Source organism: Streptomyces sp. NPDC002742 (assembly GCF_042888885.1).
GTDB lineage: Bacteria > Actinomycetota > Actinomycetes > Streptomycetales > Streptomycetaceae > Streptomyces.
Genome location: NZ_JBIAQF010000016.1, coordinates 105,002 through 119,251 on the forward strand (window position 1 = coordinate 105,002; position 14,250 = coordinate 119,251).

14 protein-coding genes are annotated in these 14,250 nt (G+C 72.6%); 8 read left to right on the forward strand and 6 right to left on the reverse strand.

What is annotated here, in order from left to right:
* Positions 1 to 265: 265 nt before the first annotated feature.
* The 5 genes from ACFYW8_RS27685 to ACFYW8_RS27705 form a co-directional block, all read right to left on the reverse strand.
* Positions 266 to 673, reverse strand: coding sequence for a VOC family protein (locus tag ACFYW8_RS27685; RefSeq protein WP_365873317.1), 408 nt, complete (start codon positions 671 to 673; stop codon positions 266 to 268).
* A 119-nt stretch (positions 674 to 792) separates the two neighbouring features.
* Positions 793 to 2,472 carry a hypothetical protein gene (locus tag ACFYW8_RS27690; protein ID WP_389081807.1) on the reverse strand — a complete coding sequence of 560 codons (1,680 nt, stop codon included), beginning with the start codon at positions 2,470 to 2,472 and terminating at the stop codon, positions 793 to 795.
* Positions 2,454 to 3,191, reverse strand: coding sequence for an ABC transporter ATP-binding protein (locus ACFYW8_RS27695; protein WP_389081812.1), 738 nt, complete (start codon positions 3,189 to 3,191; stop codon positions 2,454 to 2,456). The genes ACFYW8_RS27690 and ACFYW8_RS27695 overlap by 19 nt, the downstream gene beginning before the upstream one ends.
* 301 nt (positions 3,192 to 3,492) lie before the next feature.
* On the reverse strand, positions 3,493 to 4,875 hold the full coding sequence (locus ACFYW8_RS27700; RefSeq protein ID WP_389081816.1) for an aspartate aminotransferase family protein: 1,383 nt from the start codon (positions 4,873 to 4,875) through the stop codon (positions 3,493 to 3,495).
* Positions 4,860 to 5,375 carry an Lrp/AsnC family transcriptional regulator gene (locus ACFYW8_RS27705; protein WP_365873325.1) on the reverse strand — a complete coding sequence of 172 codons (516 nt, stop codon included), beginning with the start codon at positions 5,373 to 5,375 and terminating at the stop codon, positions 4,860 to 4,862. Before ACFYW8_RS27705 ends, ACFYW8_RS27700 begins: the two co-directional genes overlap by 16 nt.
* Positions 5,376 to 5,562: 187 nt before the next feature.
* On the opposite strand from ACFYW8_RS27705, the gene ACFYW8_RS27710 reads away from it, so the two are divergent.
* Positions 5,563 to 7,002, forward strand: coding sequence for a gamma-aminobutyraldehyde dehydrogenase (locus ACFYW8_RS27710; RefSeq protein ID WP_365873327.1), 1,440 nt, complete (start codon positions 5,563 to 5,565; stop codon positions 7,000 to 7,002).
* Between the two features lie 106 nt (positions 7,003 to 7,108).
* Here the strand turns inward: ACFYW8_RS27710 and ACFYW8_RS27715 are convergent, their stop codons facing one another.
* Positions 7,109 to 7,768, reverse strand: coding sequence for a hypothetical protein (locus tag ACFYW8_RS27715; RefSeq protein ID WP_389081822.1), 660 nt, complete (start codon positions 7,766 to 7,768; stop codon positions 7,109 to 7,111).
* Between the two features lie 293 nt (positions 7,769 to 8,061).
* Between ACFYW8_RS27715 and ACFYW8_RS27720 the strand changes: the two genes are divergently transcribed.
* The 7 genes from ACFYW8_RS27720 to ACFYW8_RS27750 all read left to right on the forward strand — a co-directional run bounded on the left by ACFYW8_RS27720 (position 8,062) and on the right by ACFYW8_RS27750 (position 14,094).
* Entirely contained in the window at positions 8,062 to 8,718 is a 657-nt protein-coding gene (locus tag ACFYW8_RS27720) for a response regulator transcription factor (RefSeq protein ID WP_365873331.1), read from the forward strand.
* A 302-nt stretch (positions 8,719 to 9,020) separates the two neighbouring features.
* Positions 9,021 to 10,571, forward strand: coding sequence for a sensor histidine kinase (locus ACFYW8_RS27725; protein WP_389081829.1), 1,551 nt, complete (start codon positions 9,021 to 9,023; stop codon positions 10,569 to 10,571).
* 82 nt (positions 10,572 to 10,653) lie between these two features.
* Positions 10,654 to 11,844, forward strand: a complete 1,191-nt coding sequence (locus ACFYW8_RS27730) for a spermidine/putrescine ABC transporter substrate-binding protein (protein ID WP_389081835.1) — start codon at positions 10,654 to 10,656, stop codon at positions 11,842 to 11,844.
* Positions 11,845 to 11,983: 139 nt separating this feature from the next.
* Positions 11,984 to 12,349: a sortase-dependent protein gene (locus ACFYW8_RS27735; RefSeq protein ID WP_389081839.1), complete on the forward strand. Its 366-nt coding sequence runs from the start codon at positions 11,984 to 11,986 to the stop codon at positions 12,347 to 12,349.
* Positions 12,346 to 12,984, forward strand: coding sequence for a class F sortase (locus tag ACFYW8_RS27740; RefSeq protein WP_389081844.1), 639 nt, complete (start codon positions 12,346 to 12,348; stop codon positions 12,982 to 12,984). Before ACFYW8_RS27735 ends, ACFYW8_RS27740 begins: the two co-directional genes overlap by 4 nt.
* A gap of 131 nt (positions 12,985 to 13,115) precedes the next feature.
* Complete coding sequence (locus ACFYW8_RS27745) at positions 13,116 to 13,607, forward strand: RNA polymerase sigma factor (protein ID WP_365873467.1); 492 nt, start codon at positions 13,116 to 13,118, stop codon at positions 13,605 to 13,607.
* Positions 13,591 to 14,094: a hypothetical protein gene (locus ACFYW8_RS27750; RefSeq protein ID WP_389081847.1), complete on the forward strand. Its 504-nt coding sequence runs from the start codon at positions 13,591 to 13,593 to the stop codon at positions 14,092 to 14,094. Before ACFYW8_RS27745 ends, ACFYW8_RS27750 begins: the two co-directional genes overlap by 17 nt.
* Positions 14,095 to 14,250 lie beyond the last annotated feature (156 nt).

Below are 14,250 nucleotides of genomic sequence, written 5' to 3' on the forward strand. Positions count from 1 at the left end.
GGCCATGCTAGGGGCTGCCCTTCGGGACACCCCGGGATCGGGACATCCGCCACCACAACCCCCGCCCGGCTGCCGGGCGTTCGCAATGCGGTACGCCTCCGGGGGTGCGGCACGGGTCCGGCGCCCCGCGCCGGTTCCGGGGCCTTCCGGGGCCTTTCGGGGCCTTCCGGGGCCTTTCGGGGCCTTCCGGGGTGACGTCGCGGGGCCGGCGCGCGGACCCCTGTACCGCGCGCCGGCCCCGGAACGTGAACCGGATCGGTGGAGCTCAGCCCTGGACCGCCGCCGGGTCCATCCACATGACCTCCCAGGTGTGGCCGTCCGGGTCGTCGAAGGCGCGGCCGTACATGAAGCCCTGGTCCTGTGCCTCGCCGGTTCCCGAGCCGCCCGCCGCGATGGCGGCGTCGACCAGCTCGTCCACCTTCTCGCGGCTCTCGGCGCTCAGACACAGCAGCACCTCGCTGGTCTTCGTCGCGTCCGCGATCTGCTTCTTCGTGAAGTCCGCGTAGCGCTGCTTGCTGAGCAGCATCGCGATGATCGTGTCGCTGATCACCACACAGGCGCAGTCGTCGGTGGAGAACTGCGGGTTGATCGTGTAGCCGAGCTCCGTGAAGAACTTCTTCGAGGTGTCCACGTCGGACACCGGCAGGTTCACGAAGATCATCTGCTGGTACATGCGAGGGTCTCCCGTCAGTGTTGTGCCGTTCGCAAGGGATAGACCGGGGACCGGGCCGGAAATCATCGCCCGACGCGGACCTTTTCCCCGTGGATCGCGCGGAGCGGTCCGCGGGCGGATCAGCTGATCAGCGGAAGCGCGGCCAGTTCGGCGATCACCCAGGTCAGCGGGACGAACGCGGCGAACAGCGCCCCGGCACGCAGTGCCGCCGCGCCGCGCAGCAACGCGCTGGGCGCCCCCAGCCGCAGCAGGGCCGCCGTGGTGTCCGCACGGGCCTGCTTCGCCTCGACGGCGGCGGTCGCCAGCGTCAGCAGCGTGCACCCGGCGACCAGCAGGGCCCCGAGAGTGGTCAGCGGACCGAACGCGGGCCGGGCACCGGTGTACAGCGTCGTCATGGCGAACCCGCCCGACGCCACGGCGCACACCACGCCGAGCGGCTGCCCGATGCGCCGCGCCTCCGCCTGGAGCACCCGCCCGGCCAGCAGCCGCAGCGCGCCCGGACGTACGGCCTGGAGCAGCCGCCCGCACAGATACGTGATCGCGGGCCCGGCGAGGGCCAGACCGACCGCCGTCAGTACCCAGCCGAGCAGCACTCCGGCCGGACCGCCGACGAAACCGCCCGGTAGCGCGAGCGCGGGCGCGCGTCCCGAACGGCTCGCGTACGTCTCCACGGCCAGCCCCGCCGCCAGCGCGGCCGCGCCCCAGGGGAGCCCGTTCGGGGAGGCCTCCGGGGGCGGCAGCCGACGGGAGTGGGCCTCGGCGGCCTGACGCCGGTCCGGGCGCGCCTGGGACACCTCAGCACTCTCGTACGGCACCTCCCCACCGTCGTACGACCCGTCCGCACCGTCGTACGACCCGTCCGCACCGTCGTACGAGGCGGGCGTCCCGGGGTGCCTGTGGGCGACGGCGCCCGAACGGTCCTGCGCGCCCACCCGCTGGGCGGTCTCCCCACCGGCGTACGCCTCGGCGGTCCAGTGGAAGTCGGCGCCCTCGGAGCCGTCCGTGCCCGGGGCCCGCGGGTCGGGCTGCGGAAGGGCGGCGCCGCCGGTGCCGGCCGACACGTCACGGAACCCGTCCCCCGTTCCGGTCACCGTGAATCCGTCGGCCGGGTCGGCCGTGGTGGAGGCTGCGGCCGTGCGGGTCGTGGTGGAGGCCGTGGGCGTGCCGCGACCGTCGTCCTCGGGCCGTCCGCCGCCGCGGGTCCCGCGTCGCGGAGCGTTCGCGACCGCGTTCTGCCGTGCCGAGATCCAGGTGCGGCCGTACGACCACGCGGTGCGCTGCTGACCGCTGCGCCGTGGGCGCAGGACCACGGCGGCCGCGCCGGAGGCCGCGACCGGCACCAGGGTGAGCAGTGTCAGGGCCGCGGGCAGGGGCAGGGACTGGCCGGAGGCGAGGAAGTCCGTCGCCGCCCCGCCGAACGGGATGCCGGTCAGGTCGCCGCGCAGGTGGAGGAAGAAGAGCAGGGCGAGCAGGGAGCCGAGGAGCGTGGACAGGGCCGTGGTGACGGCGGAGATCGCCATCAGCCGGCCCGGACCGAGGCCGATGGCGGACAGGCCGGACCGGGGGAGGGTGGCGGGGTCCGTGCGGGCCACCGCGACGGCGAAGTACACCGTGGCGGCGAGGGGGGCGACGCACCAGGCCAGGCGCAGCGCGCCGGCGGCCGAGGCGTCCGGATGACTCATCGCGTAACCCAGCGTGCACAGCAGCAGGAACCCGGTGCCCGCGGAGGCGGCGGCGACCAGGAGCCGGCGGAGCTGGACGAGGGGGTGGCCCCCGCGGGCTAGGCGGAGAGCGAGCACGCGGCCCGGCCTTTCGTCTCGGCGACCGGGGGCAGGTGGACGGTGTTCACGCGCCGTCCGTCGAGCAGCGACACCGTGCGGTCGGCGAGCGCCGCGGTGTCCGGGTCGTGGGTGGCGAGGACGACCGTGATGCCGTGCGAGCGGGCCGCCGTGGTGAGGGTGCGCAGCACCTGGGCGCGGTCGGCGCGGTGCAGCGGGGCCGTCGGCTCGTCGGCGAACAGCACGGTGGGGGTGGGGGCGATGGCGCGGGCGAAGGCGACGCGCTGCCGTTCGGCCTGGAGCAGGGCGTGCGGGCGCTTGCGGGCGCAGCCGCCGATGTCCAGGCGCTCCAGCCACTCCAGGGCGGCGGTCTTGGCGGCCCGGCGGGGCCAGCCGCGCAGCATCAGGGGGAGGGCGGTGTTCTCCCAGGCGTTCAGCTCGGGGACCAGCATCGGGAACGGGTCGATCCAGCCGAACCGGTCCCGGCGCAGCCGCTCGCGGCTGAGCGGACCCATGGTGTGCACGGGCGAGCTGTTGAACCAGACCTCGCCCTGCTGTGGCAGCAGTTGGCCGGACAGGCACTGGAGGAGGGTCGTCTTGCCGCTGCCGCGCGGGCCGCCGACGGCGAGGATCTCGCCCTCACGGACGCCGAGCGAGACACCGCTGAGCGCGGGCGAGCCGTTGTGCTCGACGTGCAGGGCGCGTGCCCAGAGCACGTCGTTGTCAGGCGGGGCCACCATCGCGTACACCTCGTTCAGATCTGATGTGCCGTGCCCGGCGGCCTCTTCGAGGTCGCTCGGTCCCCCGGACGGGGGAACGAAGGCAGGGCCGATCGGTCACAGGGCACGCTAGGGAGTCGGGGCCGGGAGGCCGGACAGCACGCGGCCCCGGGCCGCCCATTCTCACTCGAACGGGCGTCACCGGGGCCGGTGTTGATCAGTCGGACGGGAGGCCGGAGGTCGCCGGGGGGAAGTCGGCGGAGCCGGGCTCGCGGCTGAGGATCAGAGGCGCGGGATCAAGCGCGTGATCCGAGGCGCGGGATCAGAGCTTGGTCCACGCCTCCGTCAGGACCTGGCGGACGATCCCCTCGATCTCGTCGAACGTCGACTGGTCGGAGATCAGCGGCGGCGACAGCTGGATGACCGGGTCACCGCGGTCGTCGGCGCGGCAGTAGAGGCCGTACTCGAAGAGCTTCTTGGAGACGAAGCCGTAGAGCACGCGCTCCGACTCCTCGTCCGTGAAGGTCTCCTTGGTGGCCTTGTCCTTCACGAGCTCGATGCCGTAGAAGAAGCCGTTGCCGCGGACGTCGCCGACGATCGGCAGGTCGTGCAGCTTCTGCAGGGTCTGCAGGAAGCCGGCCTCGTTGTCCAGCACGTGCTGGTTCAGGCCCTCACGTTCGAAGATGTCGAGGTTGGTGAGCGCCACGGCCGCGGAGACCGGGTGGCCGCCGAAGGTGTAGCCGTGCAGGAAGGTGTTGTCGCCCTTGTAGAACGGCTCGGCGATCCGGTCGGAGACGATGCACGCGCCGATCGGGGAGTAGCCCGAGGTCATGCCCTTGGCGCAGGTGATCATGTCCGGTACGTAGCCGAACTTGTCGCAGCCGAACATCGTGCCGAGGCGGCCGAAGGCGCAGATGACCTCGTCCGAGACCAGCAGCACGTCGTACTGGTCGCAGATCTCGCGCACGCGCTGGAAGTAGCCGGGCGGCGGCGGGAAGCAGCCACCGGCGTTCTGCACAGGCTCCAGGAAGACCGCGGCGACGGTGTCCGGGCCCTCGAAGAGGATCTCCTGCTCGATCTGGTCGGCGGCCCAGCGGCCGTAGGCCTCGGGGTCGTCGCCGAAGAGCGGGGCGCGGTAGATGTTGGTGTTGGGGACCTTGTGGGCACCCGGGACCAGCGGCTCGAAGGGGGCCTTCAGGGCCGGCAGGCCGGTGATGGACAGGGCGCCCTGCGGGGTGCCGTGGTAGGCGACCGCACGCGAGATGACCTTGTACTTGGTCGGCTTGCCCTGCAGCTTGAAGTACTGCTTGGCGAGCTTCCACGCGGTCTCGACGGCCTCGCCGCCACCCGTCGTGAAGAACACCTTGTTCAGGTCGCCCGGCGCGTGGTGGGCGAGACGCTCGGCCAGCTCGATGGCCTTGGGGTGGGCGTAGGACCACACCGGGAAGAAGGCCAGCTCCTGGGCCTGCTTGAAGGCCGTCTCGGCCAGCTCGGTACGGCCGTGCCCGGCCTGGACCACGAACAGGCCCGCGAGACCGTCGAGGTAGCGCTTGCCCTTGTCGTCGTAGATGTAGGTGCCCTCACCACGGACGATGGTGGGAACGGGCGCGTTCTCGTACGAGGACATGCGGGTGAAGTGCATCCACAGGTGGTCGTACGCGGTCTTGCTGAGGTCCTTGGTGCTCACGGCTATCGGGTTCCCCACATGTAGGTCTGCTTCTTGAGCTTCAGGTAGACGAAGCTCTCGGTGGAGCGCACCGCGGGGAGGGCCCGGATGCGTTTGTTGATGACGTCCAGCAGGTGGTCGTCGTCCTCGCAGACGATCTCGGCGAGGATGTCGAACGAGCCCGCGGTCATCACCACGTACTCGACTTCCGACATGGCAGTCAGCGCTTCGGCCACCGGGTCGAGGTCGCCCTCGACCGTGATGCCCACCATCGCCTGCCTGCGGAAGCCCACGGTGAGCGGGTCCGTGACGGCGACGATCTGCATGACGCCCTGGTCGAGCAGCTTCTGGACCCGCTGGCGCACGGCGGCCTCGGAGAGGCCCACGGCCTTGCCGATCGCGGCGTACGGGCGGCGCCCGTCCTGCTGGAGCTGCTCGATGATGGCGAGGGAGACGGTGTCCAACTGGGGACTGCCGTTCCTGGACTCGCGCGAGTCCCTGGGTTCCGCGCTTCGACTGACCACGGCCCCACTGTGCACGACGTCTCGATAGTTCCGCAAGGTTCGGGCGATGAAATTCGTTGTTTACGGGTACGTGTCTTGCGGATTTCGCAGTTCTGAGCCGTTCGGGGGTGTTGAAAACGTCGAGCCACGGATTAGGGTGGGGGCCAGGCATCTCAGGTAGTGGACACCTGAGTCGTTGGACATCCGACAGGAGGGCCGGGCAGTGAGCACCGAGCTGCGTCGTCTGCGCAATTACATCGACGGAGAGTTCCGCGATGCCGCCGATGGACGGACCACGGAGGTGGTCAACCCCGCGACCGGCGAGGCGTACGCGACCGCGCCGCTCTCCGGCCAGGCGGACGTCGACGCCGCGATGGCGGCCGCCGCCGCGGCCTTCCCCCAGTGGCGGGACAAGACCCCCTCCGAGCGCCAGAAGGCACTCCTGAAGATCGCGGACGCGTTCGAGGAGCGGGCCGAGGAGCTGATCGCGGCCGAGGTGGAGAACACCGGCAAGCCGATCGGTCTGACCCGGTCCGAGGAAATCCCGCCGATGGTCGACCAGATCCGCTTCTTCGCGGGTGCCGCCCGCATGCTCGAAGGCCGCTCGGCCGGCGAGTACATGGAGGGCATGACCTCGATCGTCCGCCGCGAGCCGGTCGGCGTCTGCGCCCAGGTCGCGCCGTGGAACTACCCGATGATGATGGCGGTGTGGAAGTTCGCCCCGGCCCTCGCCGCGGGCAACACGGTCGTCCTGAAGCCCTCGGACACCACCCCGGCCTCCACCGTCCTGATCGCCGACATCCTCGGCGGCATCCTGCCCAAGGGCGTCTTCAACGTCATCTGCGGCGACCGCGACACCGGCCGCGCGATGGTCGAGCACCCGACCCCGGCGATGGCGTCCATCACCGGCTCCGTCCGCGCGGGCATCTCGGTCGCCGAGTCGGCGGCCAAGGACGTCAAGCGCGTCCACCTGGAGCTCGGCGGCAAGGCGCCGGTCGTCGTCTTCGAGGACACCGACATCGCCAAGGCCGTCGAGGACATCTCGGTCGCGGGCTTCTTCAACGCCGGCCAGGACTGCACCGCCGCCACCCGCGTCCTCGTCCAGGAGTCGATCCACGACGAGTTCGTCACCGCGCTCGCCAAGGCCGCCGCCGAGACGAAGACCGGTCAGCCGGACGACGAGGACGTGCTCTACGGCCCGCTGAACAACCCGAACCAGCTCAAGCAGGTGGCCGGGTTCATCGAGCGGCTGCCCGCGCACGCCAAGGTCGAGGCGGGCGGCAAGCAGGTCGGCGACAAGGGCTACTTCTACGCCGCGACCGTCGTCTCCGGCCTCAAGCAGGACGACGAGATCATCCAGAACGAGGTCTTCGGCCCCGTCATCACCGTCCAGTCCTTCTCGGACGAGGCCCAGGCGATCGAGTGGGCCAACGGCGTCGACTTCGCCCTCGCCTCCTCGGTGTGGACCAAGGACCACGGCCGGGCGATGCGCCTGTCCAAGTCCCTCGACTTCGGCTGCGTGTGGATCAACACCCACATCCCGCTGGTCGCCGAGATGCCGCACGGGGGCTTCAAGAGGTCCGGCTACGGCAAGGACCTGTCGGGCTACGGGTTCGAGGACTACACGCGCATCAAGCACGTGATGACGTCGCTGGACGGCTGACCGCCGGCTGACCGAGCGGCGTTCACGCTCCGCTCGTACGCACCACGTGGCCCCGGACGGGAGTCGATCCCGGCCGGGGCCACGGTGTTCCCCCTGGGCGTTCGGCTCAGACGCTCTCGGTCACGCTGGAGAGCGTGGGTCCGTCGGGTGCGCCCGCCTCCCCGTTCCCCTTCTCCGTGTGGAAGCCGGGCAGCTCGCCGTAGCCTCCGACGGAGCCGCCGACAGGGCTTCTGCCGGATCCGGTGCCGGGCTTGCCGGGCTTGCCCGGAACGGGCAGCGGAGGCAGACCGGCGCCCGACGAGACGGTGATGCCGGCCTTCTTCAGGATCGGCGAGCACGCCTTCACGGCGGCCCGGTAGCTCTTGGACTGCGGGTCGAATCCCTTGGACGCCCCCACCCTCACGCTGAACCGGATGTGGCCCCGCTTGTCCTTCGAGGCGTGGAACGCCGGGAAGACCTTCTGACCATGGCCGCGCATACACGCCGCGAACGCGTCGTCGGCGGTGTTCACGTCGCCGGGCGCGTGCGAGGTCGGCCGGTAACCGATGGCCAGCATGGCTCCTCCGGGCGGCAGACTGCCCTTCGGCGGCCGGCCGGTCGCGTGCTGCGTGAGCCGGGCGGACGCGGCGGTCCACGCCGTCGCCGTGGTCACGGTGGACCTGTCGGACGCCGAAGCGGCCGAGGCGCTGACGGTCCCGAGGGTGGCGGCCGAGATCAAGGCGCAGGCCAGGGCGAGTCGTTGTGGCCGAGTGGCCAGTGCACGCATGGGTTTCCTCCATGGGGCGGGCGGCGGTGCCGCCGGGGCGGACGCGTTGGCACACGACCGCGCCGTCACGTGTCGTGGCTCGACCGTCAGGGCGGGGTGCGGTGTCGTGTTGTGCTCCAGCCAAGCCCGGGGGCGGTTACGGCACGGGAACGGCCGTCCTTATCGCGAACCGACGGCGAACCGACGGCGAGCCGAAGGCGTACGCCGGGACGGCCGGGCCCGGCCGGGGGTGCGGGGGCTCGCGCAGGGAACACTTATCCCCGTGTAACCCCCGGGCCGCCACACTGACCGCCATGCGTGTGCTGGTGGTCGAGGACCATGAAGAGCTCGCCGAGACCGTGGCCGCCGGGCTGCGCCGCGAGGGCATGGCGGTCGATCTCGCGCTGGACGGGCCCACGGCGCTGGAGCGCGCAGAGGTCAACGGGTACGACGTCGTCGTGCTCGACCGCGATCTGCCCGGCGTCCACGGCGACCAGGTGTGCCGGACGCTGACCGCGGGCGACAGCCGGGCGCGGGTGCTGATGCTCACCGCGTCCGGCACGGTGGCCGACCGGGTCATGGGGCTCGGCCTCGGTGCCGACGACTATCTGCCGAAGCCGTTCGCGTTCGCCGAACTCGTCGCGCGGATACGGGCGTTGGCGCGACGCGCGCAGCCCGCGCTGCCTCCTGTCCTGGTCCGCGGGGAGCTGCGGCTCGACCCGGCGAGGCGGCAGGCGACGCGGGGCGGTTCGGGGCTCGCCCTCAGCCCGAAGGAGTTCGCCGTGCTCGAACTCCTGCTGGCCGCGCAGGGCGCCGTGGTCTCCACCGAGGAACTCCTGGAGCGGGCCTGGGACGAGGCGGCCGACCCCTTCAGCCAGACCGTGAAGGTCACGGTGAGCCGTCTGCGCCGCAAGCTGGGGGAGCCTCCGCTGATCACGACGGTGGACCGGGCGGGGTACCGGATCGCATGACGGACGGACCTTCAGGCCCGAACCGGCCGGACCCGCACGACGGGCGCCCCCGGCCCCGGCCGGCCGCGCGCGCTCCCCGCCCGCGGCCGGAACCGTACGGTCACCGCCGGTGGCCGGGGCGGCGCGACCTCCGCCGGTGGCCGGTCCCGGGTGCTCTTCGCCGACGACCGGCCCCGGGCGCTCTTCGTCGGGCGCCGGGCCGAGGCGCACCACGCCGGACGCCGGCCCCGGGCGGTATCCGGTGGCGGCTGGCCCCGCGCAGTATCCGCTGGCGGCTGACCCTGCTCTACAGCGCGCTGTTCATGGTGGCGGGTGCGGCTCTGCTCGGCTTCACCTACCTGCTCGCCTCGCGGTCCACACCGTCGACGGCGATCGGCTCGTCCGTGGGGCCGGGGCTGCCCGGGGGCAACGCCTTCACCAGCCCCGATCCGCCGACGCTCACGATGTACGCCGAGGCCCTGCGCGCCGATCAGCTGCACCAACTGCTGGTCGAGGCGGGCATCGCCCTCGCCGTGATGACCTTCGCCTCCGTGGCCCTGGGCTGGCTGATGGCCGGCCGCGTCCTCGCGCCGCTGCGCACGATGACCGCCGCCGCCCGGCGCATCTCCGCGGACAACCTCCGCCAGCGTCTGGCGGTACCCGGCCCCGAGGACGAGCTCAAGGCGATGGCCGACACCTTCGACGACGTACTGGGGCGGCTGGAAGGCGCGTTCGAGGCGCAGAAGCAGTTCGTCGCCAACGCGTCGCACGAACTGCGCACTCCGCTCACGCTCCAGCAGGCGATCGTGGACGTCGCGCTCGCCGACCCCGGGGCGTCGGTGGAGAGCCTGCGAGCCGCGTGCCTGCGGGTACGCGCCGCCGGACAGGAGCAGGCGCGGCTCATCGATGCCCTGCTGACACTCGCGCGCAGCCAACGGGGCCTTCAGCGGCGGGAGTTCATCGACCTCGCCGAGATGGTGAGGGAATGGTTCCCGGACGGCGCGGTCGTCGACGGAGGCGGGGAGCCGACCGGTGGGCCGGAGGGCACCGGGCCCGGGGGCGATCGGGCCGAGGGCGACGGGTCCGCGCACGGTGGGCCGGAGCGCGCCGGGCCCGGGGGCGATCGGGCCGAGGGCGACGGGTCCGCGCACGGTGGGCCGGAGGGCGCCGGGCCCGGGGGTGATCGGGCCGAGGGTGACGGGTCCGCGCACGGTGGGCCGGAGGGCGCCGGGCCCGGGGGTGATCGGGCCGAGGGTGACGGGTCCGCGCACGGTGGGCCGGAGGGTGCTGGGCCGCGGGTGCGGGCCCATCTCGACTCCGCGCTCCTGCTGGGCGATCCCCAGCTGATCGAGCGGCTGGTGGCGAACCTCGCCGACAACGCCGTACGGCACAACACCCAAGAGAACGGCGAGAGTTGGGTCCGACTGTGGACCGGGACGGAGGCGGGGCGCCCTGTCCTGCGGATCGACAACACCGGCCCGGTGATCCCGCGCGACCAGGTGGCCGGACTCTTCCAGCCGTTCCGGCGCCTCGGTGCGGAACGGACCCGTACGCACCCTCGGCCCCGCCCGCACGGGAAGGGCCCCCATCGTGAGGGCCTGGGCCTCGGCCTGTCCGTCGTCACGGCCGTCGCCACCGCCCACGGCGGCACCGTCGAGGCATGGCCCCGTCCGCAGGGCGGCCTGACGGTGAGGGTCACGTTCCCGCCCTGCGCACCGCCGGTTCCCCCGCCGGGACCGGACGCCGCGCCCGCCTCCCGCGTACGGTCGTCCGACGGCCCCGCTTCCCGTGCGAGGCGGCCCGACGGGCAGGCAACTCACGCGCGCCCGGCCGACGGCCGCGCGCCCGGAGTCCTCGAAACGCCCGGAAAGTGATCGACAGGGTGTCGGGTCGACGGGCGACCGGTCGACGCAGCGTCCATTGTCCGGACCGAGCCCGGGTGGGCATGCTCGGCGCGTGCCAGTGAATCGGAAGACCTCGCCCCCGTCCCGCCGGTCCCTGCTGCGCGCCCTGGGCGGTGGTGCCGCGCTCGGAGCCCTCGCGGGATGCGGGGTACCGGCGGCGTACGTGGAACCGGGCGACCGGGCCGGAGCCGACCTCTCCGCCACGGACAAGCGGCTGACCTGGGCGAACTGGCCGCTCTACATCGACACCGATGACGAGGACACCACCAGCCGACCGACGCTGGAGGCTTTCGAGAAGCGCACCGGGATCTCCGTCGACTACATCGAGGAGATCAACGACAACGACGAGTTCTTCGGCAAGATCAGCCCGTCCCTGATGAACCACCAGCGGACCGGCCGCGACCTCGTCGTCATCAGCGACTGGATGTGCGCGCGGTTCGTCCGGCTCGGCTGGGTCCAGGAGATGGACCGGGCCGAGCAGCCGAACGTCACCAAGTACCTCGACCCGCTGCTGAGTTCGCCCGCCTTCGACCCCGGCCGCAAGGCCTCGGTGCCGTGGCAGTCGGGGATCACCGGCATCGCGTACAACCGCCGCAAGGCCGGCCGCGAGATCAGGCATGTGTCCGATCTGTGGGCCGACGACCTCAAGGGCCGGGTCACCTTGCTCTCCGGCCTGGACGAGGCGTTCGCGCTGCTCATGCAGGGCAACGGCGTCGACATCACGAAGTGGCGGGCCGACGACTTCCACCAGGTGTGCGATCAGGTCGAGAAGCAGGTACGCCGCGGCCAGATCCGCCGCTTCACCGGCAACGACTACATCAAGGACCTCGCGGGCGGGGACGTGCTGGCCTGCCAGGCCTACTCGGGCGATGTGATCCAGCTCCAGGCCGACGACCCCGACATCCGTTTCGTCGTCCCCGAGGAGGGCGCCGAGTTGTGGGCCGAGTCGCTGATGATCCCGAACCTGGCCCGGCACAAGGCGAACGCCGAGAAGCTCATCGACTTCTACTACCAGCCGGAGGTCGCCGCCGAGCTGGCCGCCTGGGTCAACTACGTCTGTCCGGTCCCGGCCGCCCAGGACGTCCTCGCCTCCTCCAAGGACAAGGACACCGCGGCCCTCGCCGAGGACCCGCTGATCTTCCCGGACGCGACCATGCGCGAGCGCCTCGCGATCGCCAGGGACGTCACCTCCACCGAGCGCACGGAGTTCGCCAAGCGCTGGAACGCGATAGCGGGGCTGTGAGCCGGGGCCGCCCCCGCCGCACCCCGGCGCCTTTGCCTTTCCTTTACAACCCCGTCCCTCGCTGCCTCGTCTCTCCGCTCGATCCGTAACGCAGCCCGCCGTGCCAACGGGCGGGCGGACCGACGAAAGAGAGCGATTCATGCGCCGAACCGTCTTCAGTGCCACGGCACTCGCGTGCACCGCCGTGCTGGTGGGCACGGTGCCCGCGTTCGCCGACGGGGCCTCCCCGACCCCCAGGACCCGTCCGAGCGTCACCGCCGCGCCGGCCCCGGCGAGCCCCGCCGCCACCCGGAAGGCCTCCGCTGTCCCCAGCCCGGTACCGTCGCGGGCGCCGGCCTCTCCTCAGGTCTCCGTCCGGCCGAGCGGGGCGCCCGACACCGGTGTCGCGCCGACGGCGGCCCAGTCCTCGGGACCGGGCGGGCTGATCGGCGGAAGTGCCGCCGCCGTGTTCGTCGCCGGCGCGACGGTCCTCGTCGTACGCCGCCGACGGGCCTCCGGGGCATGACGTCCTTCTCCAGGCGCGCGTTCGTCACCGCGGCGATGGCCGCGCTGCTCGTGGGCTGCGGCGGGCACCCGGCCGGCTCGCCCACGACCGCGCGGCCCGGGGACACGTCTCCGGCCTCGCGGACCGGCAGCGCACCTCCGGCCTCGCGGCTTGACACGAAGCCGGCGCACGCGCTGGGGCGTTCGGTCCCGGTCGGGCTGCGGATACCGGCCATCGGGGTCGACACCCCGCTCATGCGGCTCGGGCTGGCCCCGGACGGCAGCGTGCAGGTGCCCCCGATCGCGGCGCACGACCGGGCCGGCTGGTACCGGCACTCGCCGACGCCGGGCCAGAAGGGCCCGTCGGTGATCCTCGGTCATGTCACGGTCGGCGCGTACGGGGACGGCGTCTTCCGTCACCTCGCGCGGCTGCGCCACGGCGACCGGATCGTGGTGCGCCTGGAGAACGGCAGGTCGGCGGTGTTCGTCGTCAGCAGCGTCCGCACGGTCGCCAAGGCCGACTTCCCGACGGACGCGGTCTACGGCGACGTGGACCGCCCGGAGTTGCGGCTCATCACCTGCGGCGGTCTCCGTTCCGGAAGCGGCTACCTCGACAACGTGATCGTGTTCGCGGCGCTGAGCTCCGCGGGCCCCTGACAGGCGACCGCCGTTCCCTGCCACAGCCTCCGGGTCCGACGTGGACCCGGAGGCGGGATCCTGGGCCGCTGGACCGTATGCCCGCGGCCCGGGATTCTTCCCCTCAAGTGCCGTCACGACCATGGAGAATGTTGAAAGGGTCCCGTGAGAAGGCAGCGTCCGAGCTGTTCGCCGCCCTCTATCCGCGCCTGGCCGGCTGGTGCCGCCGTCTCGTCGACGACGACGGCACGGCCCACGAGATCGCCTCGGAGGCGTTCACCCGGCTCTGGGCCCGCTGGACCTCCGTGGCCGAGCCGCGCGGGTTCCTCTACGTCACCGCGGCCAACCTCGTCCGGGACCACTGGCGCAAGCTGGAGCGGGAGCGCAGGGCCGTGCACCGGGCCACCACCGAGGCGGCCGTCGGCCCGCGGAACGAACAGGCCGATCCGTCCGTACGTCTGCTCGTGCAGTCGCTTCCCGAACGGCTGCGCGTCCCGATCCTGCTGCACTACTACGCTGACATGCCGATCCGGGAGGTGTCCGCGCTGACCGGGCGTAAGGAGGGAACCATCAAGGCCGATCTCCACGCGGCCCGCGAACTGCTCCGCGCCCACCTGAGGAGAAGTCTTGATCACACACTCTGACGACGGTCCGGACTTCGGCCCCGACGACCCGCTCGCCGTCATCATGCGGCCCCCCGCCGACTACCTCGGACCACCCCCCGGCCGCTACGAGGCGATCCGCCGGGGTGCCGCCCGTCGCCGGCTGCTGCGCGCCGCGGCCGGGGTCGGCGTGGCGTGTGCCGTCGGTGTCCTCGTCGCGCTGCCGCTGCGGTCGGCCGCGCCGCAGGCACCCGTGTCCCCGGTGCCCCCGCTGGCGCCGCCGCCCGCGAGCGGTCCGTCGGCCGTGCCCAGCCCCTCGGTGTCGCCGGGGCGAGTCAGCCCCCGCCCCAGCGGGACCGGTCACTCCGACCGGAGCTCCGCTCCGAGCACCGCACCCGTTCCCACGGCCCGGACCCGTACGCCCGCCCGCACCGGCACCCCGTCGGCGACACGGGCCTCCGCGAGCGTGGCGCCGTCCGCCGTCCGGACCGGGGCCGTCCCCACCCCGTCGACGCCGGTCCGGCGGTAGGCGGTCGGGGTGGTCGCCGGTGCGCGAACGCGGGCGGGGCGGCCGACGGCCGGTGGCCCGTGGCCTGCCTTGCCGCCTGCCGCCTGCCGCCTGTGGTCTGTGTGCCTGGGTGGTTCGGGGTGGCGGCCGTGGTGCGAGTGCTTGGCCGGGCCCCTG